This window comes from Pseudomonas poae RE*1-1-14, assembly GCF_000336465.1.
GTDB classification, from domain to species: Bacteria; Pseudomonadota; Gammaproteobacteria; order Pseudomonadales; family Pseudomonadaceae; genus Aquipseudomonas; species Aquipseudomonas poae.
In genome coordinates this window covers 325,686-352,512 of record NC_020209.1, presented here as the reverse complement: position 1 = coordinate 352,512, position 26,827 = coordinate 325,686, and the positions used below count along the sequence as shown (strand labels likewise).

Genomic DNA, 26,827 nt, shown 5'->3' with positions numbered 1-26,827 from the left:
GTTGACACGCCCCCTTGTGGGAGCTGGCTTGCCTGCGATGGCGGTCTTGAAAACGCCATCGCAGGCAAGCCAGCTCCCACACTGAACGGGTTTCAGCTCAGGACCGAGACAAAAACAAGAGTGAAACGACAAACCTTCGTAGCTCTGACCCAAACTGATTCAAGGAGAAACACCCATGATCCCAGTAATCCTTTCCGGTGGTAGCGGCTCACGTCTTTGGCCGCTTTCCCGTAAACAGTTCCCCAAGCAGTTCCTGGCCCTGACTGGCGAGCACACCTTGTTCCAGCAGACCCTGGAGCGCCTGGTGTTCGAAGGCATGGACGCGCCGATTGTGGTGTGCAACAAGGACCACCGCTTCATCGTCAACGAGCAGTTGAGCGCTCGCAAGCTCGAGTGCCAGCGCATCCTGATGGAACCCTTCGGCCGCAACACAGCGCCGGCCGTGGCGCTGACCGCGATGATGCTGGTCAACGAAGGCCGTGACGACCTGATGCTGGTGCTGCCGGCCGACCACGTGATCGACGACCAGAAAGCCCTGCAACGCGCCCTGGCCCTGGCCACCGTGGCGGCCGAGCGCGGCGAGATGGTGCTGTTCGGCGTTCCGGCCACCCGCCCGGAAACCGGCTATGGCTACATCAAGTCCGCCAACGACTCGCTGCTGCCCGAAGGTGTCAGCCGCGTCGAACAGTTCGTGGAAAAACCCAACGAGAAGCGCGCCGTCGAGTTCGTCAAAAGCGGCGGCTATTTCTGGAACAGCGGCATGTTCCTGTTCCGCGCCAGCCGCTTCCTCGAAGAGCTGAAAAAGCACGATCCGGACATCTACGACACCTGCCTGCTGACCCTGGAGCGCAGCGAGCAGACCGCCGACACCGTGACCTTCGACGAAGCCACTTTCGCCTGCTGCCCGGACAACTCCATCGACTACGCCGTGATGGAAAAAACCCAGCGCGCCTGCGTGGTGCCGCTGAGCGCTGGCTGGAGCGACGTGGGCTGCTGGGCCTCGCTGTGGGCGGTCAACGATAAAGACGCCAATGGCAACGTGAGCAAGGGTGATGTGGTCATCCAGGACAGCCGCAACTGCATGGTCCACGGCAACGGCAAGCTGGTGTCGGTGATCGGCCTGGACAATATCGTGGTGGTGGAAACCAAGGACGCGATGATGATTGCCCACAAGGACAAGGTCCAGGGCGTCAAGCAGATGGTCAACACCCTCAACGAGCAGGGCCGCAGCGAAACCCAGAACCACTGCGAAGTCTATCGTCCGTGGGGTTCCTACGACTCGGTGGACATGGGCGGCCGCTTCCAGGTCAAGCACATCTCGGTCAAGCCGGGCGCGTGCCTGTCGCTGCAGATGCACCACCACCGCGCCGAACACTGGATCGTGGTGAGCGGCACCGCCGAAGTCACCTGTGACGAGAACGTGTTCCTGCTCTGCGAGAACCAGTCCACCTACATCCCGATCGCCTCGGTGCACCGCCTGCGCAACCCGGGCAAGATCCCGCTGGAGATCATCGAAGTGCAATCGGGCAGCTACCTGGGCGAAGACGACATCGAGCGCTTCGAAGACATCTACGGTCGCTCGACGCCGATTGAACGTGGCGTGTCGGTGAAAACTATCGCGCAGTAACACGGTCGTAGAACAAGCCCCCACCCGGCCCACTGCGTCCCCTATCCGCAGTGGGCCGGGTGGGGGCTTTTTTTCGGATGGTTGGTGGTGACTGTACGGGCCTCATCGCAGGCAAGCCAGCTCCCACAGTTGACCGCGCATCCACTTTAGAATGCGGTCGAACGTGGGAGCTGGCTCGCCTGCGATGGCGTCCGTGCGGCCCACACACTGCTCAAGGTAACCAATCCCACCTCAGCTTAAGTTAGGATGCTGGTTCCCTATTCGAGGTGGTCTCCATGTTCTTCGGCGTTCTCCTGATCATCACCTGGCTGATCCTGCTGCTGCGCTACCCGGCCAGGGCCTTGCCGGTGTCGCTGGCCGCCGCCGCAGGCCTGGGCCTGGTCGCGGTGTGGGTGGTGTGGCTCGACAACCGCGAAGCCTCGCAATTGGCGCGCCTTGAACTGCGCATCACCTACTCGCCTCAGGAATGCCCCGCCGACCGCCCACTCAAATTGACCCTGAACAACGGCAACGACGTCCCCCTCACCGAACTGCGCTGGCGCGTCGCCGCCTACGCACCGGGCGACAGCGTCAACCTGGCCGACAACGTCTACGCCGCCCCCCGCTATCGCGGCCCCGGCGAATTGCAGGCCGGTGCCACCTGGGACGATTGCCTGCCCACCCCGCCGCTGCGCCCCGGTTACCGCGCGCAAACCCTGGAATTTCGTGCCGAGCACCTGCAAGGCAGTTTCTCGGACTGACAAAGGATTGCCCCATGCCCAACGTACTCATCACTGGCTGCTCCAGCGGCATCGGCCGCGCCCTGGCTGACGCGTTTAAAGACGCAGGTTTCGACGTGTGGGCCAGCGCCCGCCGCGCGGACGATGTCGCCGCCCTCGCCGCCGCAGGCTTGCGGGCCGTGCAACTGGACGTCAACGACAGCGCCGCTCTGCAGCACCTGGCCGAGCAACTGGGCGAGCTGGATGTGCTGGTCAACAACGCCGGCTACGGCGGCATGGGGCCGCTGCTCGACGGCGGCACCGAGGCCATGCAGCGCCAGTTCGAAACCAACGTATTCTCCATCGTCGGCGTAACCCAGGCGCTGTTCCCCGCCTTGCGCCGCAGCAAGGGGCTGGTGGTAAACATTGGCAGCGTCTCCGGCGTGCTGGTCACGCCGTTTGCCGGTGCCTACTGCGCCTCCAAGGCCGCCGTGCACGCGCTGAGCGACGCCCTGCGCATGGAACTGGCGCCGTTCGGCATACGCGTGATGGAAGTGCAACCCGGCGCGATCGACACCCACTTCGCAAAAAATGCCGGCGCCCAGGCCGAACGCCTGATCCACGAACAATCACCCTGGTGGCCCCTGCGCGACGGCATCCGCGCCCGCACCCAGGCCTCACAGGACAAACCAACCTCCGCCAGCGTCTTCGCGGTGGATGTGCTCAAGGCCACGCAACGGCAAAAGCCCCCGCGCTTGCTGCGTTCGGGCAATGGCAGCCGGGCGTTGCCGCTGATGGCAGCGTTGTTGCCCAAGGGCTTGCTGGAGAAGGTGTTGAAGAAGCGTTTTGGCTTGAATGGGAGTTTATAAATGATCGACTACAGCGACTTTTTCGAAGAAGTGATCCAGACCCACATCGAGATCGAGCAATGGTTTGCCGGTGTGGCACCGGAAGGCATGCTGCAACAGTTGCTGGCGCGCTTTTCGCCGGAGTTCACCATGATCGCGCCGTCCACCGGCACGCGCATGAATGCGGCCGGGGTCAATTACCTGTTTACGCGGCTCGGCGGGCAGCGGCCGGGGTTGAAGATCACCTTGAGCGAGCTGACCGGCATTGATCGGCATGCGCGCGGGGCCATCGTCAGTTACCGCGAGCATCAGGTTGATGACAGCGGCACCCAGACAGACCGCCGTGCCACGGTGGTGTTCGAGAAGCTGGCCAGCGGCGCCCTGCTGTGGCGCCATTTGCACGAGACCTACTGCCAGGCCTGATCGGCCACCCCTCCCCATGGCAGACGACTGCGCGCGCGGTCGTCTGCCCCTTCATTTGCCCGCAATACAATTTCGCAACAGAACTGAACGGACGCTATGGGTACAGTCGCGCCCTGAATCCTGACTCAGCATCCTCAGACCCCTATCGCGTTTGTCGTTGATCGTAGTCCGCATCGATCCCATCACGCCCTGGGTGACCCCTATCAAGCTTTTCAGCAGATCGCGCTCGTGTCGTACGCTGTGCACCCTGTCCCTGGTGTTGGTCGCCGGCTGTTCGGTAGCCCCGCTGCCCGCCTTGAAACCGTCCACGCCGCAGGCATGGCGCAACACGCCGGCTGCCCTGGCGGCGCACAAGCCCGATTTGAATCAGTGGTGGCACGCCTTCAACGATCCCGAACTCGATGCCCTGGTGGTGCGCGCCCTGCACAACAATCTGGAGGTCGGCGCGGCCATCGAGCGGTTGCGGGCCACCCGTGTGCTCAGCCGCAGCGCGCAGGCGCCCTACCTGCCGTCGCTGGGCGTGAAGACCCACGATGCAATCAGCCCCGACACCAGCACCTCGTACTTTCTGATCGGCTTCGATGCGCAGTGGGAATTACCGCTGTTCGGCGCCCGGCAAAGCGCCGAGCGCCTGGCCCAGGGTCATGAAGCGCTGGTGCAGGCCGATGTGCGCAGCGTGCAGGTGTCACTGGTCGCAGAAGTTACCCGGCAGTGGCTGGAGCTGCGTTCGGCGCAACAGGCAGAGCTCAGCCTGACCCGCCTGCGCGACACCCAGCAGGAAAAACTGGCGCTGCTGCGGGTGCGCGAGCACCTCGCCCTGGCCTCGCCCGCCGAAGTCTGCGCCGCTGAAGCGGAACTGGCGCAGGCCGAGATGAGCCTGAGCGCGCCGCGTCAGTTGATCAACCGCCACGGGCAACAGTTGGCGCTGCTGGCGGGCCAATCCGAACCTGATCCGCGCTGGCTGCAACCGCGACCGCCGCCTACCCTGGGCCCGTGGCAGCTCGACACCCTGCCGGCGGACCTGTTGCGCACGCGCCCGGACATCGCCAGCGCCGAGGCCCAGGTGCTGGTCGCCGCCGGGGAGCTGGGCATGAGCCGCGCCGACCTGTACCCACGCCTGAGCCTGGGCGCGTCGTTGCAGTGGTCGGTGAACATCGCCAGCAACCGCAAACGCACGCCCAGCGGCAACGGCATTTTCTCGGCCGGGCCGGGCATCAGCATTCCGTTGTTCGACTGGGGCCAACGCGCCAGCGCCGCTCGCGCCAGCGACCACCAGCTACAAGCCGCCCTGCTGGATTATCGGCAGGCCGTTTTGCAAGGCGTCACCCAGGTGGAAACGGCGCTGGGGGATCTGCAACAAACACGGCTGCGTGAGCAGGCGGCCCGCCAGGCACAGGCGGCAACGCAAGCACGCCTGCACGCCTTGCGACAGCGCGCGCAACTGGGGTTGATAAGCACGCTGGCGCTGGCGGACGCCGAGATGCGCGCGCAACAGGCCCTGCAACAGGCCGACGCTGCCAGTACGGAACGAGGTATCGCCTACATTGCGCTGTACAAGGCGCTCGGTGGCGCACCGTTGCCAGCGGGCGCAATCAAGGAAGCTGACTGATGGTCGCCCTTGCCCGCCTGACCCTGATCCATGAATGGCGCCGCTTCCTGCCGGCAATCATTGCCGTGGGCTTCGCCGGGTTGCTGCAATTGCTGCAGGCTGCGCTCGTGCTGGGCATCTTTGGCAGCGCCAGCGTGTATATCACCGGCTCCACGGCCGACCTGTGGGTTGGCTACCCCGGCACCCAGAGCGTCAACCTCGGCAGGCCCATCGACGCCGGCGTGGAGATGCGTTTGCGCATGGACGCCGATGTGGTGCGGGTGGAACCGTTTCGCTGGGTCGACGCCGATTGGCGCGGCGCCCGGGACACTGGCGGCGTGTCGGTGTTTGTGTCGGGTATCGATGCCGGCCCGCAAGGCCTGATGTTTGAACGCGTGCTGCCGACCGCGCTGCGCGCACGCCTGGACGAACCCGGCGCAGTGATCGTCGACCGCGCCGACCTCGACAGCCTGGGCGTCAGCCTGGGGGACGCCGCGACCATCAACGGCCATCGCGTGCGCGTGGTCGGCATCACCAGCGGCCTGCGCGCGCTGGGCGGAGTGAACGTGCTGGCGTCGCTGACCACCGCGCGACAACTCGACACCACCGCGCCCGCAGACCGCATTACCTACCTGGTGGCCAAGGTGCGCGACCCCGCCCAGGCCGAGGCGGTTGCCGCGCGCCTGGGCGACGGCGCCGCGTTCGGCAGCTACGCGGTATGGACGGCACAACAGTTCGCCCAACGCTCGCAGCTGTACTGGATGTTCGACACGGGCGCCGGGGCCGGCGTGCTGTTTCTGGCGGCGATCGTGTTTCTGGTGGGCGCCGTGATCACCAGCCAGACGCTGGTGGCTGCAGTCGTTGGCTCGATCCGCGAATACGCGACCTTGAACGCCCTGGGCGTTGGCGTCACGGCCCTGCGTAAAGTGGTGATGGAGCAGGCGTTCTGGGTCGGGGCCCTGGGCCTGCTGGGGAGTTCGGTGCTGGCCGCGCTGTTCTTCGCGCTGGCCGGCTACTACAACGTGCCGTTGCAGCTCTCGCCCATCGCAGCGCTGGTGTGCCTGCTGCTGAGCATGACCCTGGCCCTGGTGTCAGGCCTGGCGGCCATCCGCACCCTACGTCACGCCGACCCGGCGAGTCTTTTGAGATGAACCGTCCATGAGCGTTCTGACCTCGGCATCACCCATCACCCTGCACGCCAGCGGGATCAGCAAAGCCTTCACTTCGGGACGGGTGGTAACCCCCGTGCTGCACGACATCACCCTGGCGATACGCCCTGGCGAACTGACCCTGATCTCCGGCCCGTCCGGCTGCGGCAAAAGCACCCTGCTCGCGATTCTCAGCGGCCTGCAACGGCCAGACCGGGGCAGCGCCTGCGCACTTGGGCAAGACCTGGGCAGCCTCGACGCGCGCGCTCTGGAGCAGTTTCGCCTGCGGCACACCGGCTTTGTGTTCCAGGGCTTCAACCTGTTTCCGGCGTTGACTGCGCTGCAACAGGTGGCGCTGCCCTTGAGCTACCTCGGGCTGCCGGCCAGGGAAATCCGGCAACGCGCCATCGAAGCGCTGGAAGAGGTCGGCCTGGGTGCGCGCCTGAAACTGCGCCCGGCCGAATTGTCCGGCGGCGAAAAGCAGCGCGTCGCGATTGCGCGGGCGGTGGCCAAGGCGCCCGAACTGCTGTTCGCCGACGAACCGACCAGTGCGCTGGACGCCGCCAACGGCCACATCGTGATCGACATCCTGCACCGCATCGCCCGCACCCGTGGCACCACGGTGCTGTGCGTCAGTCACGACCCGCGCTTGATCAGCAATGCCGACCGGGTGCTGACCATCGAAGACGGCCGCATCCTCAACGACACCCCTTTTCCCTTCCAGCCGGCGACAACCGCCGGTGCCCAGGAACCCTGCGCATGAACCCACGTCTGTTTCGCCCCTGGCTGTTGTTGAGCAGCGCACTGCTGGTGCTGAGTGCCTGCTCCCGTGAAGACGTCCCGGCCAGGCCCGCTGCGGCGCCCCCGACCTACCTCGCAGTGGCGCGCGGCCGCATTGACGTGGAAGGCGGTTTGCTCAGACTCGGTGTCACCCGTGACGGCGTGGTGGCCGAGATCAAGGTCAGTGAAGGCGAAACCGTCAAGCAGGGCCAACTGCTCGCCACACTGGACAGTGAACCGGCGCAACTGGCGGTGGCTGCCGCACTGGGTGAGCAACAGCAGGTGGAGGTTCAAGCCAGGCAACTGACCAGGCAGCTCACGTTCGCCGAGCAAACGGCCACGCGCCTGAGCACTGCCGCAGCCGCCGGTGCCGGCGATAACCAGAGCGCCGACGAGGCCCGCGAGAGCGCCGCGCGGTTACGCGACGCGCTGGAAAAAAATCAGGGCGACGCCCAGGCCGCCGCAAGAAAGCTGACGGCGGCCCGCTACGAACTGACCCGGCGCAGTCTGCGTGCACCCATCGACGCCGAGGTCGTGCGCCGCCTGATCCAGCCTGGCGCCGCCGTCTCCGCACAATCGGGCGCGGCATTCGTGTTGCTGCCCAACCAGCCACGCATCGTGCGTGCCGAGCTGAATGAGTCATTCACCGGCGTGGTCGTCCCGGGGATGAAAGCCGAGGTCACGGACGACAGCGTCAACGGCTCCATCCCGCTGATCGCCCACGTGGTGCGCATCAGCTCAGTGCTGGGCAGCAGCACCCTGGAAGACGACCCCCAGATCAGGGCCAATATGCGCACGGTCGAATGTATCCTCGCGTTCGACCAACCAACGCCAGCATCACTGCGGGTGGGGCAGCGCATGCTGGTGCGGTTTGGGCCGTAGCTATCGGCAAATGCTGCCCTGTGACAGGCAGGCTACTGTGGCAAGCCCGCTACTGTGGCGAGCAGGCTTGTCCTGCGTTGGGCTGCGCAGCAGCCCCAAAACCAGGCGCTGAGCCGTATCAGGTACACCGCATTTTGCTGGATTGGGGGCGCTTCGCACCCCAACGCGGTGCAAGCCCGCTCGCCACAAAAGCCCGCTCGTCACAGCCTGCTCGCCACAGGTGGCTTCACGATCACGGTGCAGGTGATGCCGGCCGCCAACAAAACACCTTCCGGTACCTGATCAATATGAATCCGCACCGGCACGCGCTGGGCCAGCCTCACCCAGTTGAAGGTCGGGTTCACATCCGCGATCAGCTCGCGACTTTCGGGGTTGTCGCGGTCATAGATGCCGCGCGAGATGCTTTCCACATGCCCCTTCAAGGTCTCGCCGCTCATCAATTGCATATCGGCGCTGTCGCCCACCTTCACATGGGGCAGCTTGGTTTCTTCAAAGAAGCCGTAGACCCAGAACGAGTTCATGTCCACCACGGCCATTTTGGCTTCGCCGATGCGCGCATAGTCGCCGCGATGCACGTTGAGGTTGGTGACGTAGCCGTCGACCGCCGCGAGCACTCGGGTGCGTTTGAGGTTGAGCTCGGCGGCGTCCAGTTGCGCCAGGGCGTGCTGGTAATCGGCCAGGGCCGCGTCGGCGATGTTGCTGGCGTCGTCGCGGTTTTCCCTGGAGATCACCAGCGCGTCGAGGTCGGCGCGGCGGTGGGCGTTGACGTTGCGCATGTCCCAGGTGGCTTTGCGTGAGGCCACCAGAGACTGCGCCTGCTTGACCGCAATGCGGTAATGCTCGGGGTCGATCTGCATCAGCAGGTCGCCTTTTTTGACCAACTGGTTATCGCGCACGGGCACCTCGACCACCTCGCCGGTCACGTCGGCCGCGACATTGATGACGTCGGCGCGCACACGACCGTCGCGAGTCCATGGCGTGTCCATGTAATGCACCCACAGCGTGCGGCCAATCCAGATCGCCAACGCCAATACCAGCAAGGTGGCGAAGAGGCTGAAAAACTTTTTCATCGGGGCATTCTCAACGGTAAATGCAGAGCGCCAGGGCGCCGAACAGGCAGACGAACAGGCTCAGGCGCAGCAACGCCGGGTGCCAGAAAAAACGGTACAGATCAAACCCTGCTATACAGCGATCCAGCGCCCAGGCAAGGGCCGCCGCGATCAGGAACATCAGGGTGATACTCGGCAGGTAGAGGCCGTGGAACGCGATTTCACGAGGCATGCAACGGTCCTTGCGGGTCGAGCAATGAGGTGCGGATAAAGTGCAGGTAGCTTTTGACCCGACGCAGGGCCGAGGTGTCGAAGTGCGGGGCGAAGGGTTCGTCGGTGGCCTGCACGCGGCTGATCGCGTGGTCGACGGCGATCAACCCGCGCTCCAGGTTGCCGGCGTTGGGTTGCAGAAACAGGCGCATCAGCGCGCGGCCCATCACGCGGATGGCCTGGCGCCACGGCTGGGACTCGGCGTAGGCCGGGTGCACCGGCAGCATTGCCTGCTCGTTGCGCAATTCGATGATCGCGTGGCCGACTTCCTGCACCTGCAGCATCCAGCGCAACAGGTCGCGCTGCACCTGCGGCTGGGCGACGGCGAGGCCGTAGGCCTGGTGCAGGAGATCGCGTGTACGGCTTTCAAACCGTGCGGTCAGGCCCTTGAGCTTGCCGCCGATGGCATACACCACTTGTTCGCGCAGGTCCTGCTCCAGGCGCCGCCACAGCCAGCGGCTGTTGGGCGGCAGGATGATCGCCCCGGCCGCCGCGCACACCAGCATGCCGATCACCATGGCCAGGTAGTCGTTGATAAAGGTGTAGGGGTTGTAGACCGTAAGGTTGTCCGGCACCGAGCCGGTGCCGAAGAAAATCAGCAGGCCAAGCCCCACCCCGGCGTACTGCGGGCGTGAAGCGAGGAAGGTGCCAAGGACGATCACCGGCGCAAGCATCACGCACAGCAACGGAAAACCGTCGATCCACGGGAAGATAAAGAACATCTCGACAAAGCCCACCAGCGCGCCGAGCAAGGTGCCGCAGGCCATCTGAAAGGCCATGCGTTTAGGGTTGGGCGTAGCCGCGCAAAGGCCGACCGTCGCGGCGGCGATCAGCGTCATGGTTGCGCCGCTGGGCCAGGCAGTGGCCACCCAGTAACTGCCCAGAACAATCAGGATGAACGCCGCGCGAATGCCTGACGCGGCGCAGGCCAGCCAGTTGGTTTTCGGCGTGTAGGGTTCGTTCCCCTGCTCCCGCGCATGGCGGTGATCGGCCAGGGACGCGTGGGTGCGCGCGTAGTTGTGCAGGTCGTCGACGAAGCGATAGAGCAGCTCGCAGGCGGTATGAAAATCCAGGTGCTCGGCGCCGCCGGGACTGCCCTGCTCAAAGTGCGCGCGCAGGCTGCGCAGTGTGCTGGGCAAGTCTTGCCTATAGGCGCTCAGTTGCTCGGCAAGGTGTGCGGCGTCAGCGCTGGTGAGGGCGCGGTTCGAGAAACCATCGAGCAATTCTGCGAGGTCCTGCAGCCCCGGTTTGATCGCATCCGCCCCCTCATTGGCACCGCCCGCACGCAGTCGCACCAGCAACTGATGCAGGGCGTTAAAGCGCGTGGTGAGGCTCATGAATTCGCTGTTGAGGCGGTTGAGTCGACCGCTGCGCCGGCGCATGTGTGGGTCTTCGAACACCGTGACGCTGCGCAGCCCTTCCAGGCCCACGGCTTCGGCCATAAAACGCACGTTGGCGGCTTCGAACCCCTCGCGTTGACTGCGCCCACGCAGGCCGTCGGTGACAAACAGCGCGAACACGCCAAAACGCTGATACAGCGCATTGCGCATCGCGGCGCTGGCGGTTTGCGGCAGGATCGCAGCGCTGACCAGCGTGGAACACACAATCCCCAGGGAGATTTCCAGCACGCGCCACACCGCCGCCATAAAGGCGCTGTCCGGGTGCGCCAGCGCCGGCAAGCCGACTATCGCCGCCGTGTAGCCGGCCAGCACACAACCATAGGCGCGAAAGTTGCGATAGCGCGTCGCGCCCGCCGTGCACAGGCCCACCCAGATTGCCAGCGCACCGAGGAACAATTCGGTGTTCTGCGCAAACAAGGCGATCAACAGCACCATCACCGCCGAGCCGGCCAGGGTGCCCAGCAAGCGGTAAAAACTTTTGGCCAATACCTGGCCGCTCTGCGGCTGCATCACGATAAACACGGTGATCATGGCGGTGCGCGGTTGCGGCAATTCCAGGCGCATGGCCAGCCACAGCGTGAGGAACGCGGCGATCAGCACCTTGAAGATATACACCCAGGTCACGCCGTCGCTGCGCGCCCAATCGAAGAAGCCCCGGCGCCATTCAAGGGACTGCAGGTATTTCATTGCGGCGCGTCCTGCCCGGCTTCGACGCCGCCGCCCAGTGCTGTCACCAGTTCGGCATGGGCACTCAGGCGTGCGGCCTGCACCTGCTGCTCGATCTGCTGTTGGCGAAACAGCAGCGTTTGCGTGCTCAGCACAGTGAGGTAGTCAGTGAGGCCGCGCTGGTAGGCGACGGTCGCGATGTCATGGGTTTTCTGCGCTGACGCCACGGACTGCGCGGCGAAAGAGGCTTGCTTGTCCATGGATGCGCGGCGGATCAACTGGTCGCTGATGCCCTTGAGTGCATTGACCAGAGTCTGGTTGTAGTGCGCCACGGCGATGTCATATCCGGCGCTGGCTTCACCCAGCTCGGCACGCAATCGCCCACCGTCGAAGATCGGCAAGCTGATCGCCGGCCCGACGTTGTAGTTGAATTTTTTGCCGGCCATGAAGGCCAGCAAGCCGCCGCCGGTGGCCATGTAGCCAAGGCCGCCGACCAGGTCGACATTGGGGTAAAAACCGGCTTGCGCGACATCGATGCCACGTGCCTGCGCCACGACCTGCCAGCGGCTGGCGACCACGTCCGGGCGCTGGCCGAGCAACTGCGCGGGCAGGCTCGATGGCAACTTCAGCGGCGCGGCGAGCGACAACGTCGGGCGCTGTAACTGCGCGCCCTCACCGGGTCCTTTACCGGCGAGCGCCGCCAATTGGTTGCGGCCCAGGGCGATGTCTTCGTCGAGCGCGTCCAGTTGGCGATGGGTTTCGGGCAATGAGCTTTCAGCCTGGCTGACCTCCAAATGCGTGCCGATGCCGGCGTCCAGTCGCTTATTGGCCAGGTCGAGCATTTGCTGTTGCTGGGCCAGCGTGGCCGCCACGATATCGCGATTGGCGTAGTGCAACGACCACTGGATATAGTCGCGCACCACGTTGTTTTGCAGCTCGAGTCGAGCTTGGCGCGCCTCGGCCGCGCGCACATGGGCCAGGTCGACGGCACGCTCGAAGGCCTTGCTTTCACGACCCCACAGGTCAAGGGGGTAGCTCAGGCTCAAGGATGAAGTGTTGTCCCAGGTGGTCGACCCGCTTAGCTCGCCGGGGCCATAGAACTGATCCTTCGGCCAATGGTGGCGCTTGAGAGTGGTGGCGCTGTTGATCTGCAGGGATTCGGCCGACTCGGCCATCCCGGCCAGCGCCCGAGCCTCACGCACCCTGGCGGCGGCCATGGCCATGCTCGGACTGCCTTGGGTGGCGAGCTCGACCCAGCGGTTGAGCTGCGGATCGCCATAGGCCTGCCACCATTGCGCGGTGGGCCAGTGCGCGTCCTGGGCGGCGTGCTGGATAGCCGCATCGGTGGCCAGGTTATTGGCATTCAAGGGCTGGCCTTGGGGGGCGATGCCGCCGGTTCCGATACAGCCGCTGATTGCTAACGATAAAGCCCAAACACTGAGAGTCTTCAGCTCTCTGCTGATGCGACGCGGCACGGCAAGCGAATTCCTGATGGGTAGGTGCGGGAGAGGCGGCGCAATTCTAGGCGGGGCGCTGGAGGAGGATAAGCTGGCATTCCTGTGAATCTTTGTTACCGTTCACGCGACAATCCGTTGGTAGGGATCACTGGACGGGGCCACTTTCTGTCACAATTTGTCATCTCCCCTGAGAACTCTCCATGGACACTTTGCAAAACATGCGCGCGTTCAGTTGCGTGGCCGAAGCCGGCAGCTTCACCGCCGCCGCCGTGCAACTGGACACCACCACCGCCAATGTCTCGCGCGCGGTCTCCAACCTCGAGGCCCACCTGCAAACCCGCTTGCTCAACCGCACCACTCGCCGCATCGCCCTCACCGAAGCCGGCAAACGCTACCTGCTGCGCTGCGAGCAGATCCTGGCCTATGTCGAGGAAGCCGAGGCCGAAGCCAGCGACGCCCATGCCCGCCCCGCCGGGCAACTGAAAGTGCACACCATGACCGGCATCGGCCAGCATTTCGTGATTGATGCCATCGCCCGCTACCGCCGCACGCACCCGGACGTGACCTTCGACCTGACCCTGGCCAACCGCGTGCCCGATCTGCTCGACGAGGGCTACGACGTGTCCATCGTGCTGGCCAGCGAGCTGCCGGACTCGGGCTTCGTCTCTCAGCGCCTGGGCATCACCTACAGCATTGCCTGTGCCTCGCCGGATTACGTCAAGGCCAAGGGCTGCGCCCATCGCCCCCACGACCTGCTCAACCACGCCTGCCTGCGCCTGGTCAGCCCGGTGATCCAGCTGGACAAATGGATCTTCAACGGCCCCGAAGGCCAGGAAAGCGTGGCGATCAACACCTCGCCGTTTCTGGTGAACTCGGCCGACGCGATGAAAACCGCCATCACCAGCGGCATGGGCATCGGCCTGCTGCCGGTGTATGCGGCCATCGAGGGCCTGCGCAACGGCACGCTGGTGCGGGTGATGCCCAACTACCGTTCCCAGGAGCTGAACCTGTACGCCATCTACCCATCGCGCCAATACCTGGATGCGAAGATCAAGACCTGGGTGGAATACCTGCGCGGTTCGTTGCCGGAGATTCTGGCGGCGCATCAGGCGGAGCTGGTGGCGTATGAGCTGAGCGGCAGCCTCAGCGGGGCGCGGCTGGCGAACTGAGCTGTCCGCTATTTCAGGTGACAAGATCGCTGTGGCATAAGGGCCTGTTGTGGCGAGCAGGCTTGTCCCAATGCCGTTCAGTTAAGCGCAGATTCCCTGTAGCGAGCAGGCTTGTCCTGCGTTGGGCTGCGCAGCAGCCCCTGAACCAGGCGCTGAGCCGTATCAGGTACACCGCGTTTTGCTGGATTGGGGGCGCTTCGCATCCCAACGCGGGGCAAGCCCGCTCGCCACAATAAACCCACACATTTTCCTTAACTGAACGGCATTGGGGCTTGCCACAACAAAGCCCGCTCGTGCTGGCTGCGCGGCCTGACAATTGTCAGTGGGGATGTTAGCGTGCCTGGCATTCTTCCGTAGTCGATGAGCCCGCCTGCCATGAAAAAGACTGTCCTCGCCTTCAGCCGTATCACCGCGCCCATGATCGAACGCCTGCAACAGGATTTCGACGTGATCGCACCCAATCCCAAGCTCGGTGACATCAACGCGCAGTTCAATGAAGCCCTGCCCCATGCTCACGGTTTGATCGGTGCGGGGCGCAAACTGGGCCGCGAGCAGTTGCGGGGCGCGAGCAAACTGGAGGTGGTGTCCAGCGTGTCGGTGGGCTACGACAACTACGACGTGGCGTACCTTGATGAGCGCGGGATCATGCTCACCAACACTCCGGATGTGCTGACCGAAAGCACCGCCGACCTCGCTTTTGCGCTGCTGATGAGCAGCGCACGTCGGGTCGCCGAGCTGGACGCCTGGACCAAGGCCGGGCAGTGGAAAGCCAGCGTCGGCGCAGCGTTGTTTGGCTGCGATGTGCACGGCAAGACCCTGGGCATCGTCGGCATGGGTAACATCGGCGCCGCCGTGGCCCGGCGTGGGCGCCTGGGTTTCAACATGCCGATCCTGTACAGCGGCAACAGTCGCAAGACCGCCCTCGAGCAGGAGCTGGGCGCGCAGTTTCGCAGCCTGGAGCAACTGCTGGCCGAGTCGGACTTCGTCTGCCTGGTGGTGCCGTTGAGCGACAAGACGCGTCATCTGATCAGCACCCGGGAGCTGGCGCTGATGAAGTCCAGTGCCATCCTGATCAACATATCCCGAGGCCCGGTGGTGGATGAACCGGCATTGATCCAGGCCTTGCAGAACCAGACCATTCGCGGCGCCGGGCTGGATGTGTACGAGAAGGAACCGCTGGCCGAGTCACCGCTGTTCCAGTTGAGCAATGCGGTGACGCTGCCGCACATTGGCTCGGCGACCGATGAAACCCGCGAAGCCATGGCCGACCGCGCCCTCGACAACCTGCGCAGCGCCCTGCTGGGCCAGCGCCCGCAGGATCTGGTGAACCCGCACGTGTGGAAGGGCTGACAGCACACCCTGTGGCAGGGGCTCCAGCAGACACAAAATCCGGTTAAAGCCTGGCTCTGCGAAGTCGATAACCTTCCATAGACTGTCTTCCCTGATCCACAGAAGGTTTTTATGCCCACCACCAAAGCCCGCGCAGACTCACTCTCGCTTCTGCTCTTTACCTTGCGCAGCGGCAAGCTGATGGCGATCAACCTGCTCAAGGTCAGCGAAATCATCCCCTGCCCGCCGCTGACCAAGCTGCCGGAGTCGCACCCGCACGTCAAAGGCATCGCCACGCTGCGCGGTAACTCGCTGGCGGTGATCGACCTGAGCCGGGCGCTGGGTGAAATGCCCTTGGCGGACCCCGACGGTGGCTGCCTGATCGTCACCGATGTAAGCCGTTCCAAGCAGGGCCTGCATGTGCAGGCGGTGAGCAAGATCGTGCATTGCCTGACCACCGACATCCGTCCGCCGCCCTACGGCTCGGGCGGCAATCGGGCGTTTATCACCGGGGTGACCCAGGTGGAAGGCGGCTTGGTACAGGTGCTGGATATCGAGAAGGTGATCCACGGCATCGCGCCGGCACCCATTGAAGCGGCGCCCACCGACTTGACCATGGACGAAGCCGAAGTGCTCGGCAACGCCCGCATCCTGGTGGTGGACGACAGCCAGGTGGCCCTGCAGCAATCGGTGCACACGCTGCGCAACCTCGGCCTGACCTGCCACACCGCGCGCAGCGCCAAGGAAGCCATTGATGTGCTGCTGGAACTGCAAGGCACCGCCGAGCAGATCAACGTGGTGGTGTCCGACATCGAAATGTCGGAAATGGACGGCTACGCCCTCACCCGCACCCTGCGTGAAACGCCGGACTTCCAGCAACTCTACGTGCTGCTGCACACCTCCCTGGACAGCGCGATGAACAGCGAAAAAGCCCGCCTGGCCGGAGCCGACGCGGTGTTGACCAAGTTCTCCTCGCCCGAGCTGACCAAGTGCCTGGTGATAGCCGCGCAGGCCGTGGCGCAAAAGGGCCTGTAAAGGGTGACCGAGTATTACCAGTTACTGCGGCGCGACCTCACGGGCAACCTGCCCGCGCCGCAGTGGCCACAGGCTATTCGGTTGGAGCCTTACCGCGACGAGCTGGCGCCGGACATTCATGCGCTGTTGCGCCTGACCGAAGACCAGGGCGGTGGTCGTGTCGCCAACCTGGCGCAATGGCGCCAGTCATTTTTCACCGATGCCGAGTTCGATCCTGCGTTGTGCCTGGTGGTCAGTCGCGCGGATTGCGTTCTCGGCGTGGCGCACTGCTGGACCAGCGCGTTTATCAAGAACCTGTCGGTGCATCCCGATGCTCAGGGGCAGGGGCTCGGTCGAGCGCTGTTACTGCACGCGTTTGCAGTGTTCAAGCAGCGCGGCGAACCCTGTGCCGATCTCAAGGTGCGCGAGAGTAACCAACGCGCCCGGAACCTGTATGAAAGCGTCGGAATGAGATTTGTCCTACGCGACGTGGTGCCTGACGTCTGACAATCACTGGCGCATAACTTGCTTTCAGAGAACCTAAACGCTGGGTAGCGGTAAAAAACCGCCGCCGTTCAAGAGCGCCCTCTGACCTTGCCTGGTGACAGATACGCCATGAACACTCACTTTTCCTGCGTCGGTTGCGGCAAATGCTGCAGCGACCATCATGTGCCCCTCACCCTCGCCGAGGCCCGCCAGTGGGCTGCCGACGGCGGCAATATCATCATTCTGGTGGAAGCTTTTCTCGGCAACGGCCTGGGCCTTCCCGTCAACCAGCGCGAGCATGCCGAACGCCGTTCGGTGGTGGTGCCCAGCGGCACGGCCGAGGCGTTCGTGGCGATCACCTTTGCCGCCTACAACGCCGGGCGCTGCCGGAATCTTGACGAAGACAACCGCTGCGGCATCTATGAGCGTCGTCCACTGGTGTGCCGCATCTACCCGATGGAAATCAACCCGCATATTCCGCTCAGCACCGCTACCAAGGACTGCCCGCCGGAATCCTGGGAACAGGGCCCGGCATTGATCGTCGGCGGTGAACTGGTGGATGCGCAATTGGCCGAGCTGATCAGGCGTTCACGCCAGGCAGACCGCGATGATGTGCAAACCAAGGAGGCGGTGTGCGCGCTGCTGGGCATCTGCACCACGGCGCTCAAAGGTGATGGATTTACCGCGTACCTGCCGGACATGAACGCCTTTGCTCAGGCGATCGAATTGGCGGTGCAGCAGCCGACAGCGAGCAACGAGTGGGTGTTTCATGTGTCTGCGATGGACGTTGCCGAACAAATGCTCGATGCCGGCGCCCGAATCGCCACCCAGGTGCCGGCCAATTACGCCTTTATTTCATTGCGCGCGTCCTAGCACGCCAGTTCACAGCCCGGCCAGGCATTCGATTTCTATGCGGGCATTGTCCAACAGCTTGCCGGCGGCGAACGTGGTACGCGCCGGCAGGCGGTCAGAAGGAAAATAGCGGGTATAAACGCTGTTCATCGCCGAAAAATCGTTGATGTCGGCAAGAATCACCGTGCATTTGGCCACCCTGTCCATTCCCACGCCTCTGCTCTTGAGCGTGTTGCGCAAGGTCTCAAGGGCCTGGGCCGTTTCTGCGCGGATGCCGCCGCGCACGAGCTTGCCACTTTCATCCTGCCCCAGCAGCCCGGAGAGGTAGAGCGTTTGCCCCAGTTGCACGGTTTGCGAAAACGGCAAACCAGCGCCTGCCGGAACGTGAACCATTGTGGCCGGCTGTGGCTCTGCGGCCACCGGCGCCAGGTACGACTGGGTAATCGCCGCGTACTTGCCATTGTCTTTCAGGCGTTGCAGGGCGCGGTTCAGGGCGGCCGTCAACGTGGGGTCGCTCTTGCGCGTGGCGATCGCAACGCCGCCGCCGAGTATTTCATCGACGATGCGGGGACCCGCAAAGGCAAATGCAGCGCCTTGCGGGGTGTTCAACAAGGCTTCGGTGATTTCGATGGTGTTCTGCAGGGTCGCGTCCAGCTCGCCTTTCAACAGGCTGGCGATCAGCTCTGCATTGAGGTTGAAACTGCGTATCACCACGCCCTGGGGCGCCCAGCGTGCCTTGGCAAAGGCTTCGCGGCTGGTGCCGGCCAACACGCCGACACGCTTGCCCTTGAGCGATTGCGCCTCGGGCAGCAGATTGGCCCCGGTGCGGGCAACCAGGCGGCTTTCCAACGGATAGAGCAGGTCGGTGAAGTCGAGGTTTTCGCGTCGAGCCGGGGTCGGCGTCATCGGCATGATTGCGTCAAAGCGCCCGCCCTGCAGCGCCTCGATATTGCTGGCATAGGGCTGATCGACCCACACGCAGCGCGCGTTGAGCTCGGCACACAGCGCGTTGCCCAGTTCGATATCCAGCCCTTTGAGCTCGCCTCGCTCATCCCGGTACTCAAATGGTTTTACATCGGCTTCGACGCCAAAACGTATCTCGCTCCACGACGCCGCAGGCGGCGGGGGAACCGCACACCCGCTCCCGGCAAACAATGCCAGGCTAAGCGCCAGTATTCGTCTAGTCATACAAACTGTCCTGTGCAAAGAGGGTGGGAGGCGTCCCGGCTCAATCACTCAGGCCCGAACGCACTCAACTTTCCAGCAGGCCACTTTTTAGCAGGCACTCGACCCTGTCTAAGCGCGACATGTCCGCTTGGCGCGTAGGTAATTTCCCAAAGGCACTGAACGGCATGGGGCGTTTATCACAGATCGGTCAGCCATCACTGCGGGGAGCGAGCGTATCCAGTCGGTAAGGCTGGACGATCCGCTGGTATTCGCCGTTGTGCATCAACTGCTCAAGCGCGCCATTAAGATCGCGCCGCAACGCGGTATCGGACTTGCGCACCGCGATCGCCACGCTGTCGCCAAGAAGGGGCGACGAGACGACTGGGCCGAGAAAATCGAAATCCTGGCCGACGGCGGTGTCGAGCAGCACGTCGCGAATTTCTACGGTGCCTTGCAATGTGGCGTCGATATCCCCCGCCACCAGTGCGCGAACCAGTTGATCGTTGAGCCAGTAGCTCTTGATCCGAACTCCCCTGGGAGCCCATTCGGCCAAGGCGAAGGCCTCGCGGTTGCTGCCCAGCAAGACGCCCACGCACTTGCCCCTGAGCGCGCGCGCGGTGGGCATCAGGCCGGAGTTTTTGCGCGCAACCAGGCGCGTGGTGAACGGATAGAGGTCGTCGGTGAAGCTCACCTCTCGGCGCCGCTGCGGTGTCGGGGCGATGCCCATGATCGCGTCGAATTGCCTGGCTTCAAGGCCCGAGAAATTTTCTGATAACACCTGGTCGACCCAGGTGCACCGCACATTGAGCTGCTGGCACAAGGCCCTACCCAGTTCAATATGCAGCCCGACCAACTGGTCCTGCTGATTGCGGCTTTGGAAAGGTGGAAATTGTGCGACGACGGCAAAACGGATTTCGTTTCGTGGCGAGTCATCCGCCAGGGCGAAGGGAAAAATACCAGTCGACAGCGCTAAGGCAAACACTACGCAGACGCGTATCTGGGCCACGGGAACGTCCTTTTCCAGAAAAATCGACATGGCCGACGGACCCTTTCAGAGGGGGCCGTGGGCGAATGCCGTGCAAGCTTTCAAGAAACGGACGTAGACCTACAAGCGGAAATATCAGCCAGCTTTGTAGGCAAAGGCCGATACAGCACTCAACTGAATACTCTCAACGTTTGCCCATTGACCGACGCGTACCCGGCGGCGCCATGCCCGGCGACTTGGTGTGACCGTTCCTGGCTCCGTTCTTGTACCAGGGCTGGGCAGTTTGCTTCGCGCCAGCCAGTTCACCCGGTTTGAACGGGAATTTGAACGCCGCAATCTCGGTTTTTTCAACGCCGTCAGCGCTGGCCGGATCGGCGAGATCAGTCGCCTCAACAGGGGGTTGTGTCGGGGAAGTCATGAAAGCTCCGGCGCTGCGATGGGTGTGAGGGCGCGAGTATAGCGGGGCCGGAGGGGCGAGCGGTAAGCTTCAAGCGGCAAGTTGCAAGCGCCAGCTGTCACGGCTATCAGTTTGACGTCACGCTGCTGACCGGATGCCACCGCTATAACGCTCACTATAACTATCCACTTGCAGCTTGCGGCGCCGCGCCCGCAACTGCGCTTCTGGCGCTCGCCCATGCTCATTCAACGCAAAACCGCTCTTATCGTTGGCGTCCTCGTGGTGCTGGCCGTTACCGCCTGGGCCTTGACCCGCCCGGCCAAAACCCGGCTGGCCGCGCCGAGCGCCATACCGGTGCGAGTGGTGAGCGTGGCGCAGCAGGACGTCCCGCGCTTTGTCAGCGGCATTGGCACAGTGCTGTCGTTGCACAGCGTGGTCATTCGCCCCCAGGTGGACGGCATTCTCACCCAATTACTGGTCAAGGAAGGCCAACGGGTCAAGGCCGGCGACCTGCTCGCCACCCTCGACGACCGCTCGATCCGCGCCAGCCTCGCCCAGGCCAGGGCGCAATTGGGCGAGAACCAGGCCCAGTTGCAAGTGGCGTTGATCAACCTCAAACGTTACAAGGAGCTGAGCATCGATAACGGCGTATCGAAGCAGACCTATGACCAGCAACAGGCCCTGGTCAACCAGCTCAAGGCCACCGCACAGGGCAACCAGGCCGCGATTGATGCGGCTCAGGTGCAGCTTTCGTACACGCAAATTCGTTCACCGGTCAGCGGTCGCGTAGGGATTCGTAGCGTCGACGAAGGCAACTTCCTGCGCACAAGCGACACCCAGGGGTTGTTCTCGGTCACCCAGATTGACCCGATTGCCGTCGAGTTTTCCCTGCCGCAACAGATGCTGCCAACCCTGCAGGGCCTGATCGCAGCCCCCGACAAAGCCAGTGTCGACGCGTATCTCGGTGCCGACACCGACGGCCAGACCGGTGACCTGCTCGGCGCGGGCCACTTGAGCCTGATCGACAACCAGATCAGCTCCACCACCGGCACCCTGCGCGCCAAGGCCGAGTTCGACAACGCTGCACAACGCCTGTGGCCGGGTCAACTGGTGACCATCAAGATCCAGACCGCCCTCGACAAAAATGCCCTGGTGGTGCCGCCCACCGTGGTGCAACGCGGGCTGGACACGCATTTCGTGTACCGGGTCAACGCGGGCAAGGTTGAAGTGGTGCCCGTGCAAGTCACCTATCAAGACAGCGACCTCACTATCATTCAGGGCGTGCAGGCCGGCGACGTGCTGGTGAGCGACGGCCAATCGCGGCTCAAGGCCGGTGCCCAGGTGGACGTACTCAAGGAACCGCCGCAGGTGATCCAGACCGTCGATGCCAAGGTGCAGCCATGAAGTCGCCTTCGGCCTGTTGCGTCGACCACCCGGTCGCCACCCTGCTGCTGACCTTCGCCCTGGTGCTGCTCGGGATCATTGCCTTCCCGCGCCTGGCCATCGCCCCACTGCCGGAGGCGGAATTTCCGACGATCCAGGTCACTGCCCAACTGCCCGGCGCCAGCCCCGACACCATGGCCTCATCGGTGGCGACGCCATTGGAGGTGCAGTTCAGCGCCATCCCCGGCATGACCCAGATGACCTCCAGCAGCGCATTGGGCTCAAGCCTGCTGACCTTGCAGTTCACCCTGAGCAAGAGCATCGACACCGCTGCCCAGGAAGTGCAGGCGGCGATCAATACCGCAGCCGGCAAGCTGCCCCGCGACATGCCCAACCTGCCGACCTGGAAAAAGGTCAATCCGGCCGACAGCCCGGTGCTGATTCTCAGCGTCAGCTCCGCCAGCATGCCCGGCACCGAACTGAGCGACTACGTGGAAACCCTGCTGGCGCGGCAGATCAGCCAGATCGACGGAGTCGGCCAGATCAACATCACCGGCCAGCAACGCCCGGCGATTCGCGTGCAGGCCTCGCCGGACAAACTCGCCGCCATCGGACTGACCCTGGCCGACGTGCGCCTGGCCATCCAGCAATCGAGCCTTAACCTGGCCAAGGGCGCAATCTACGGCAAGGACAGCGTGTCGACCCTGTCGACCAACGACCAGCTGTTTCAACCCGAGGACTACGCCCAGCTGATTGTGTCCTACAAAAACGGCGCACCGGTTCAACTGCGTGACATCGCCAAAGTGGTCAACGGCTCGGAAAACGCCTACGTGCAGGCTTGGTCCGGCGATACGCCCGGCGTCAACCTGGTGATCTCACGCCAGCCCGGCGCCAACATCGTGGACACCGTGGACCGCATCCAGGCCGAGCTGCCGCGTCTGGAGGCGATGTTGCCGGCGTCGGTGCAGGTCAGCGTGTTGACCGACCGCACCAGGACCATTCGCGCCTCGCTGCACGAAGTGGAAGTGACCCTGCTGATCGCCATCCTGCTGGTGGTGGCGGTGATGGCACTGTTCCTGCGCCAGCTGTCGGCCACACTGATTGTGTCCAGCGTGCTGGGGGTGTCGCTGATCGCCAGCTTCGCGCTGATGTACCTGATGGGGTTCAGCCTGAACAACCTCACGCTGGTGGCAATCGTGATCGCCGTGGGCTTTGTGGTGGACGATGCGATTGTGGTGGTGGAAAACATCCACCGTCACCTCGAAGCCGGGCTGGGCCAGCGCGAAGCGGCGATCAAGGGCGCCGGCGAGATCGGGTTTACCGTGGTTTCCATCAGCTTTTCGCTGGTGGCGGCGTTTATTCCGCTGTTGTTCATGGGCGGCGTGGTCGGACGGCTGTTCAAGGAGTTCGCGCTGACGGCGACCTCGACCATCCTGATTTCGGTGGTGGTCTCGCTGACCCTGGCGCCCACCCTCGCCGCGCTGTTCATGCGCGCGCCCACGCACGCGGCCCACGACAAACCCGGCTTCAGCGAACGCCTGCTGGCCGGTTACGCACGCAATCTGCGCCGCGCGCTGGCCCATCAGCGCAGCATAGCGGCACTCTTTCTGGTGACGCTGGCGCTGGCCGTGGTCGGCTACGTGTTTATCCCCAAGGGCTTTTTCCCGGTGCAGGACACCGGCTTTGTGCTCGGCACCAGCGAAGCAGCGGCCGACGTGTCGTACCCGGACATGGTCGCCAAGCACAAGGCCCTGGCCGAGATCGTCAAGGACGACCCGGCGGTGCTGGCGTTTTCCCATTCGGTGGGCGTCACCGGCAGTAACCAGACCATCGCCAACGGCCGCTTTTGGATCGCCTTGAAAGACCGGGGCGAGCGCGATGTGTCCGCCAGCCAGTTCATCGACCGTATCCGTCCGAAACTGGCGAAGGTGCCGGGCATCGTCCTGTACCTGCGCGCCGGGCAGGACATCAACCTCAGCTCCGGCCCCAGCCGCGCGCAGTACCAATACGTGCTCAAGAGCAACGACGGTGCGACGCTGAATACCTGGACCCAGCGCCTCACCGAAAAACTGCGCGGCAACCCGGCGTTTCGCGACCTGTCCAACGACCTGCAACTGGGCGGCAGCATCACTCACATCAGCATCGACCGCCAGGCCGCCGCGCGCTTCGGGCTCACCGCCACCGATGTCGATCAGGCGCTGTACGACGCGTTCGGCCAGCGCCAGATCAACGAGTTCCAGACCGAGACCAACCAGTACCAGGTGGTGCTCGAGCTGGACACCCGGCAACGCGGCAAGGCCGAGAGCCTGCACTATTTTTACCTGCGCTCGCCGCTGACCAACGAGATGGTGCCGCTGTCGGCGCTGGCCAGCGTCGACGCGCCCACCGTCGGGCCGTTGTCGATCAGCCATGACGGCATGTTCCCGGCCGCCAACTTGTCGTTCAACCTGGCGCCCGGCGTGGCCCTGGGCGACGCGGTAATCATGCTCGAGCAGGCCAAGAATGAAATCGGCATGCCGACCACGATCATCGGCAACTTCCAGGGCGCGGCCCAGGCCTTCCAGAGTTCGCTCGCCAGCCAGCCGTGGCTGATCCTCGCGGCGCTGGTGGCGGTCTACATCATCCTGGGGGTGTTGTACGAAAGCTTCGTGCACCCACTGACGATTATTTCCACCCTGCCGTCAGCCGGGCTGGGGGCGCTGATCATGCTGACGTTGATGGGCCAGGACTTTTCGATCATGGCGCTGATAGGCCTGGTGTTGCTGATCGGCATCGTCAAGAAGAATGGCATCCTGATGATCGATTTCGCCCTGGAGGCGCAGCGCGTGCGCGGCATGGCGCCGCACGATGCCATTTACGAGGCCTGTGTCACGCGGTTCCGGCCGATCATCATGACCACCCTCGCCGCCCTGCTCGGCGCCGTGCCGTTGATGCTGGGCGCCGGCCCTGGCGCCGAGTTGCGCCAGCCACTGGGTATCGCGGTGGTCGGCGGGTTGCTGGTGAGCCAGGCACTGACGCTGTTCACCACGCCGGTCATATACTTGTACCTCGAAAGGTTTTTCCACCGGCCCAAACCAGCTGCCGAGCTGGCGACCACACGCTGAGGCGGTGCCATGCGCGTCCTGATTATCGAAGATGAAGAAAAAACCGCAGACTACCTGCATCGCGGCCTCACCGAGCAAGGCTACACCGTCGACGTGGCGCGCGAGGGCGTCGAGGGGTTACACCTGGCGCTGGAGAACGACTACGCGGTGATCGTGCTCGATGTGATGCTGCCCGGCCTCGACGGCTTCGGCGTGCTGCGGGCGTTGCGCGCGCGCAAGCAGACGCCGGTCATCATGCTCACTGCCCGCGAACGCGTGGAAGACCGCATTCGCGGCCTGCGCGAAGGCGCCGATGATTACCTGGGCAAGCCGTTTTCATTTCTAGAGCTGGTTGCACGCCTGCAGGCGCTGACCCGGCGCAGCGGTGGTCACGAGCCGGTACAGGTGACGGTCGCCGACCTGTGGATCGACCTGATCAGCCGCAAGGCCAGCCGCAATGGCGTGCGCCTGGACCTTACCGCCAAGGAGTTTTCGCTGCTCAGCGTATTGGCCCGCCGCCAGGGCGAAATCCTCTCCAAGACGGCGATTGCCGAGATGGTCTGGGACATCAATTTCGACAGCGACGCCAACGTGGTCGAAGTGGCGATCAAACGTCTGCGCGCCAAGCTCGACGGGCCGTTCGAACACAAGCTGCTGCACACCATTCGCGGTATGGGGTACGTGTTGGAGAATCGCAGTGTCGGTTGACTCGATTGCCGTGCGTCTGAGCGGACTGTTCACCCTGGTGGCGGCGCTGATCTTCCTGTTGATCGGCGGCGTGCTGTACCAGCAGGTGGATCGCGGCCTGGGCCTGTTGCCGGGGGCGGAGCTGGATGCGCGTTACAGCGTGCTGGAGTCGTCGGTCAATCGTTTCGGTACGCCGGAGCATTGGGTGAAAATCCGCGCCAAGCTCAAGCTGCTGGGAGAGGAAGACAAGCGCATCCGCTTCTGGGTGGTCAGCAGCGACCCCAACTACGAGTACGGCGATCCGGACGCGCAGATTCGCGCATTCGCCCAGGGCCCGGTCGGTAAACGCGATTTGCGCCTGCCTGACCATGCCTATCCGTTCAAGGTGCTGGTGAGCCAGTTCGCGGCCAAGGATCAGCGCCCGCCCCTGCGTTTCATGATTGCCATCGATACCGAGAACTTCCGCGCCACCCAGCATCACCTGCTGGTGGCCCTGGTCAGTCTTGCGCTGGTCGGCGTGGTGCTGGCCTCGCTGCTGGGATTCTGGGTGGCGCGCATCGGCCTCAAACCGCTGGAAAGACTCTCCGGCGAAGCGCGCAAGCTGGCGCCGCCCAAGCTCTCCGGGCGCCTGCAACTGTCGCCGTTGCCGCCGGAACTGAGTCAGTTCGTCAACTCGTTCAACGCCACCCTCGACCGCGTCGAACAGGCCTATTCACGCCTGGAATCGTTCAATGCCGATGTGGCCCACGAACTGCGCTCGCCGCTGACCAACCTGATCGGTCAGACCCAGGTGGCCCTCACACGCGGGCGCTCGGCCGAGCATTACTTCGAGGTGCTGCAATCGAACCTGGAAGAACTCGAGCGCCTGCGCTCGATCATCAACGACATGCTGTTCCTGGCCAGCGCCGATCAGGGCAGCAAGGCCACCAAGCTGATCGAAAGCTCCCTGGCCGATGAAGTGGCGACCACGCTCGACTACCTGGACTTCATCCTCGAAGACGCCCAGGTCCAGGTGCGGGTACAGGGCGACGCCCAGGTGCAGATCGAAAAAGCCCACCTGCGCCGTGCACTGATCAACCTGCTGAGTAATGCGGTGCAACACACCGCGCCGGGGCAGATCATCGAGGTGACTATCGAGGTGCAACAGCAGCAAGTGGCGATTGCTGTGACCAACCCCGGCGAGGCGATTGCCGCCGAGCACCTGCCGCGGTTGTTCGAGCGCTTCTATCGGGTGGACGCGTCGCGCAGCAACAGCGGGGCCAATCACGGACTGGGACTGGCCATCGTCAAGGCGATTGCGTTGATGCATGCCGGCGATGTGTTCGTACGCAGCGAGGGTGGCGCGAATACCTTCGGCATTATCCTGCCGCGCTGACAACTGTTGCGGTTTTGGCAACAGTCATTATCTTGTTACACTCTTCGATTCTCAAAGCCGCCGA

General features: G+C 63.9%; 24 protein-coding genes. 17 read left to right on the top strand and 7 right to left on the bottom strand.

The features are described 5' to 3' along the window. The first annotated feature begins 175 nt into the window (after positions 1-175). From H045_RS01640 to H045_RS01605, 8 genes are all read left to right on the top strand, one after another. The gene (locus H045_RS01640) at positions 176-1,627 is read left to right on the top strand and encodes a mannose-1-phosphate guanylyltransferase/mannose-6-phosphate isomerase (RefSeq protein ID WP_004371931.1); all 1,452 of its coding nucleotides are present in this window, start codon (positions 176-178) and stop codon (positions 1,625-1,627) included. Positions 1,628-1,902: 275 nt separating this feature from the next. Continuing rightward, positions 1,903-2,367 carry a hypothetical protein gene (locus tag H045_RS01635; RefSeq protein ID WP_004371932.1) on the top strand — a complete coding sequence of 155 codons (465 nt, stop codon included), beginning with the start codon at positions 1,903-1,905 and terminating at the stop codon, positions 2,365-2,367. A gap of 14 nt (positions 2,368-2,381) precedes the next feature. Further along, positions 2,382-3,194 (top strand): SDR family oxidoreductase, encoded by an 813-nt coding sequence (locus H045_RS01630; protein ID WP_015371216.1) that lies wholly within the window; start codon positions 2,382-2,384, stop codon positions 3,192-3,194. Then, positions 3,195-3,596: a hypothetical protein gene (locus H045_RS01625; protein ID WP_015371215.1), complete on the top strand. Its 402-nt coding sequence runs from the start codon at positions 3,195-3,197 to the stop codon at positions 3,594-3,596. 157 nt (positions 3,597-3,753) lie between these two features. After that, positions 3,754-5,205 (top strand): efflux transporter outer membrane subunit, encoded by a 1,452-nt coding sequence (locus tag H045_RS01620; protein WP_236277510.1) that lies wholly within the window; start codon positions 3,754-3,756, stop codon positions 5,203-5,205. After that, the gene (locus H045_RS01615; protein WP_004371949.1) at positions 5,205-6,335 is read left to right on the top strand and encodes an ABC transporter permease; all 1,131 of its coding nucleotides are present in this window, start codon (positions 5,205-5,207) and stop codon (positions 6,333-6,335) included. Before H045_RS01620 ends, H045_RS01615 begins: the two co-directional genes overlap by 1 nt. A 7-nt stretch (positions 6,336-6,342) precedes the next feature. Beyond that, positions 6,343-7,095: an ABC transporter ATP-binding protein gene (locus H045_RS01610; RefSeq protein ID WP_015371213.1), complete on the top strand. Its 753-nt coding sequence runs from the start codon at positions 6,343-6,345 to the stop codon at positions 7,093-7,095. Next, a complete protein-coding gene (locus H045_RS01605; RefSeq protein ID WP_015371212.1) occupies positions 7,092-7,994 on the top strand; it encodes an HlyD family secretion protein in 903 nt (300 codons plus the stop codon). The genes H045_RS01610 and H045_RS01605 overlap by 4 nt, the downstream gene beginning before the upstream one ends. Before the next feature lie 200 nt (positions 7,995-8,194). On the opposite strand, the gene H045_RS01600 is transcribed toward H045_RS01605, so the two are convergent. The 4 genes from H045_RS01600 to H045_RS01585 are packed head-to-tail and all read right to left on the bottom strand — an operon-like array spanning position 8,195 to position 12,854. Next, the gene (locus H045_RS01600) at positions 8,195-9,064 is read right to left on the bottom strand and encodes an efflux RND transporter periplasmic adaptor subunit (RefSeq protein WP_015371211.1); all 870 of its coding nucleotides are present in this window, start codon (positions 9,062-9,064) and stop codon (positions 8,195-8,197) included. 10 nt (positions 9,065-9,074) lie between these two features. Next, positions 9,075-9,275 (bottom strand): DUF1656 domain-containing protein, encoded by a 201-nt coding sequence (locus H045_RS01595; RefSeq protein WP_004371957.1) that lies wholly within the window; start codon positions 9,273-9,275, stop codon positions 9,075-9,077. Next, positions 9,265-11,400 (bottom strand): FUSC family protein, encoded by a 2,136-nt coding sequence (locus H045_RS01590; RefSeq protein WP_015371210.1) that lies wholly within the window; start codon positions 11,398-11,400, stop codon positions 9,265-9,267. The genes H045_RS01595 and H045_RS01590 overlap by 11 nt, the downstream gene beginning before the upstream one ends. Then, positions 11,397-12,854, bottom strand: a complete 1,458-nt coding sequence (locus H045_RS01585) for an efflux transporter outer membrane subunit (protein ID WP_041931581.1) — start codon at positions 12,852-12,854, stop codon at positions 11,397-11,399. The genes H045_RS01590 and H045_RS01585 overlap by 4 nt, the downstream gene beginning before the upstream one ends. Before the next feature lie 182 nt (positions 12,855-13,036). On the opposite strand from H045_RS01585, the gene H045_RS01580 reads away from it, so the two are divergent. From H045_RS01580 to H045_RS01560, 5 genes are all read left to right on the top strand, one after another. Continuing rightward, positions 13,037-14,005 (top strand): LysR family transcriptional regulator, encoded by a 969-nt coding sequence (locus H045_RS01580; RefSeq protein ID WP_004371963.1) that lies wholly within the window; start codon positions 13,037-13,039, stop codon positions 14,003-14,005. A gap of 375 nt (positions 14,006-14,380) precedes the next feature. Then, a complete protein-coding gene (locus tag H045_RS01575) occupies positions 14,381-15,355 on the top strand; it encodes a 2-hydroxyacid dehydrogenase (RefSeq protein ID WP_015371208.1) in 975 nt (324 codons plus the stop codon). Positions 15,356-15,466: 111 nt separating this feature from the next. Next, a complete protein-coding gene (locus tag H045_RS01570) occupies positions 15,467-16,369 on the top strand; it encodes a chemotaxis protein CheV (RefSeq protein WP_004371965.1) in 903 nt (300 codons plus the stop codon). 3 nt (positions 16,370-16,372) lie between these two features. Then, complete coding sequence (locus tag H045_RS01565; RefSeq protein WP_015371207.1) at positions 16,373-16,855, top strand: GNAT family N-acetyltransferase; 483 nt, start codon at positions 16,373-16,375, stop codon at positions 16,853-16,855. A gap of 108 nt (positions 16,856-16,963) precedes the next feature. Then, positions 16,964-17,707 carry a YkgJ family cysteine cluster protein gene (locus tag H045_RS01560; protein ID WP_004371967.1) on the top strand — a complete coding sequence of 248 codons (744 nt, stop codon included), beginning with the start codon at positions 16,964-16,966 and terminating at the stop codon, positions 17,705-17,707. 9 nt (positions 17,708-17,716) lie between these two features. Here H045_RS01560 and H045_RS01555 read toward each other — a convergent pair whose 3' ends face one another. The 3 genes from H045_RS01555 to H045_RS01545 all read right to left on the bottom strand — a co-directional run bounded on the left by H045_RS01555 (position 17,717) and on the right by H045_RS01545 (position 20,256). Next, a complete protein-coding gene (locus H045_RS01555) occupies positions 17,717-18,874 on the bottom strand; it encodes a transporter substrate-binding domain-containing protein (protein WP_041931414.1) in 1,158 nt (385 codons plus the stop codon). 187 nt (positions 18,875-19,061) lie between these two features. Beyond that, positions 19,062-19,889: a transporter substrate-binding domain-containing protein gene (locus H045_RS01550; RefSeq protein ID WP_004371969.1), complete on the bottom strand. Its 828-nt coding sequence runs from the start codon at positions 19,887-19,889 to the stop codon at positions 19,062-19,064. A gap of 133 nt (positions 19,890-20,022) precedes the next feature. Beyond that, on the bottom strand, positions 20,023-20,256 hold the full coding sequence (locus tag H045_RS01545; protein WP_004371970.1) for a hypothetical protein: 234 nt from the start codon (positions 20,254-20,256) through the stop codon (positions 20,023-20,025). Positions 20,257-20,472: 216 nt separating this feature from the next. On the opposite strand from H045_RS01545, the gene H045_RS01540 reads away from it, so the two are divergent. The 4 genes from H045_RS01540 to H045_RS01525 are packed head-to-tail and all read left to right on the top strand — an operon-like array spanning position 20,473 to position 26,763. Then, positions 20,473-21,639, top strand: a complete 1,167-nt coding sequence (locus H045_RS01540; RefSeq protein ID WP_004371971.1) for an efflux RND transporter periplasmic adaptor subunit — start codon at positions 20,473-20,475, stop codon at positions 21,637-21,639. Beyond that, positions 21,636-24,722, top strand: a complete 3,087-nt coding sequence (locus tag H045_RS01535) for a multidrug efflux RND transporter permease subunit (protein WP_015371205.1) — start codon at positions 21,636-21,638, stop codon at positions 24,720-24,722. Before H045_RS01540 ends, H045_RS01535 begins: the two co-directional genes overlap by 4 nt. Positions 24,723-24,731: 9 nt before the next feature. Continuing rightward, a complete protein-coding gene (locus tag H045_RS01530) occupies positions 24,732-25,409 on the top strand; it encodes a heavy metal response regulator transcription factor (protein WP_004371973.1) in 678 nt (225 codons plus the stop codon). Next, on the top strand, positions 25,399-26,763 hold the full coding sequence (locus H045_RS01525; protein ID WP_015371204.1) for a heavy metal sensor histidine kinase: 1,365 nt from the start codon (positions 25,399-25,401) through the stop codon (positions 26,761-26,763). Before H045_RS01530 ends, H045_RS01525 begins: the two co-directional genes overlap by 11 nt. Positions 26,764-26,827: the final 64 nt, after the last annotated feature.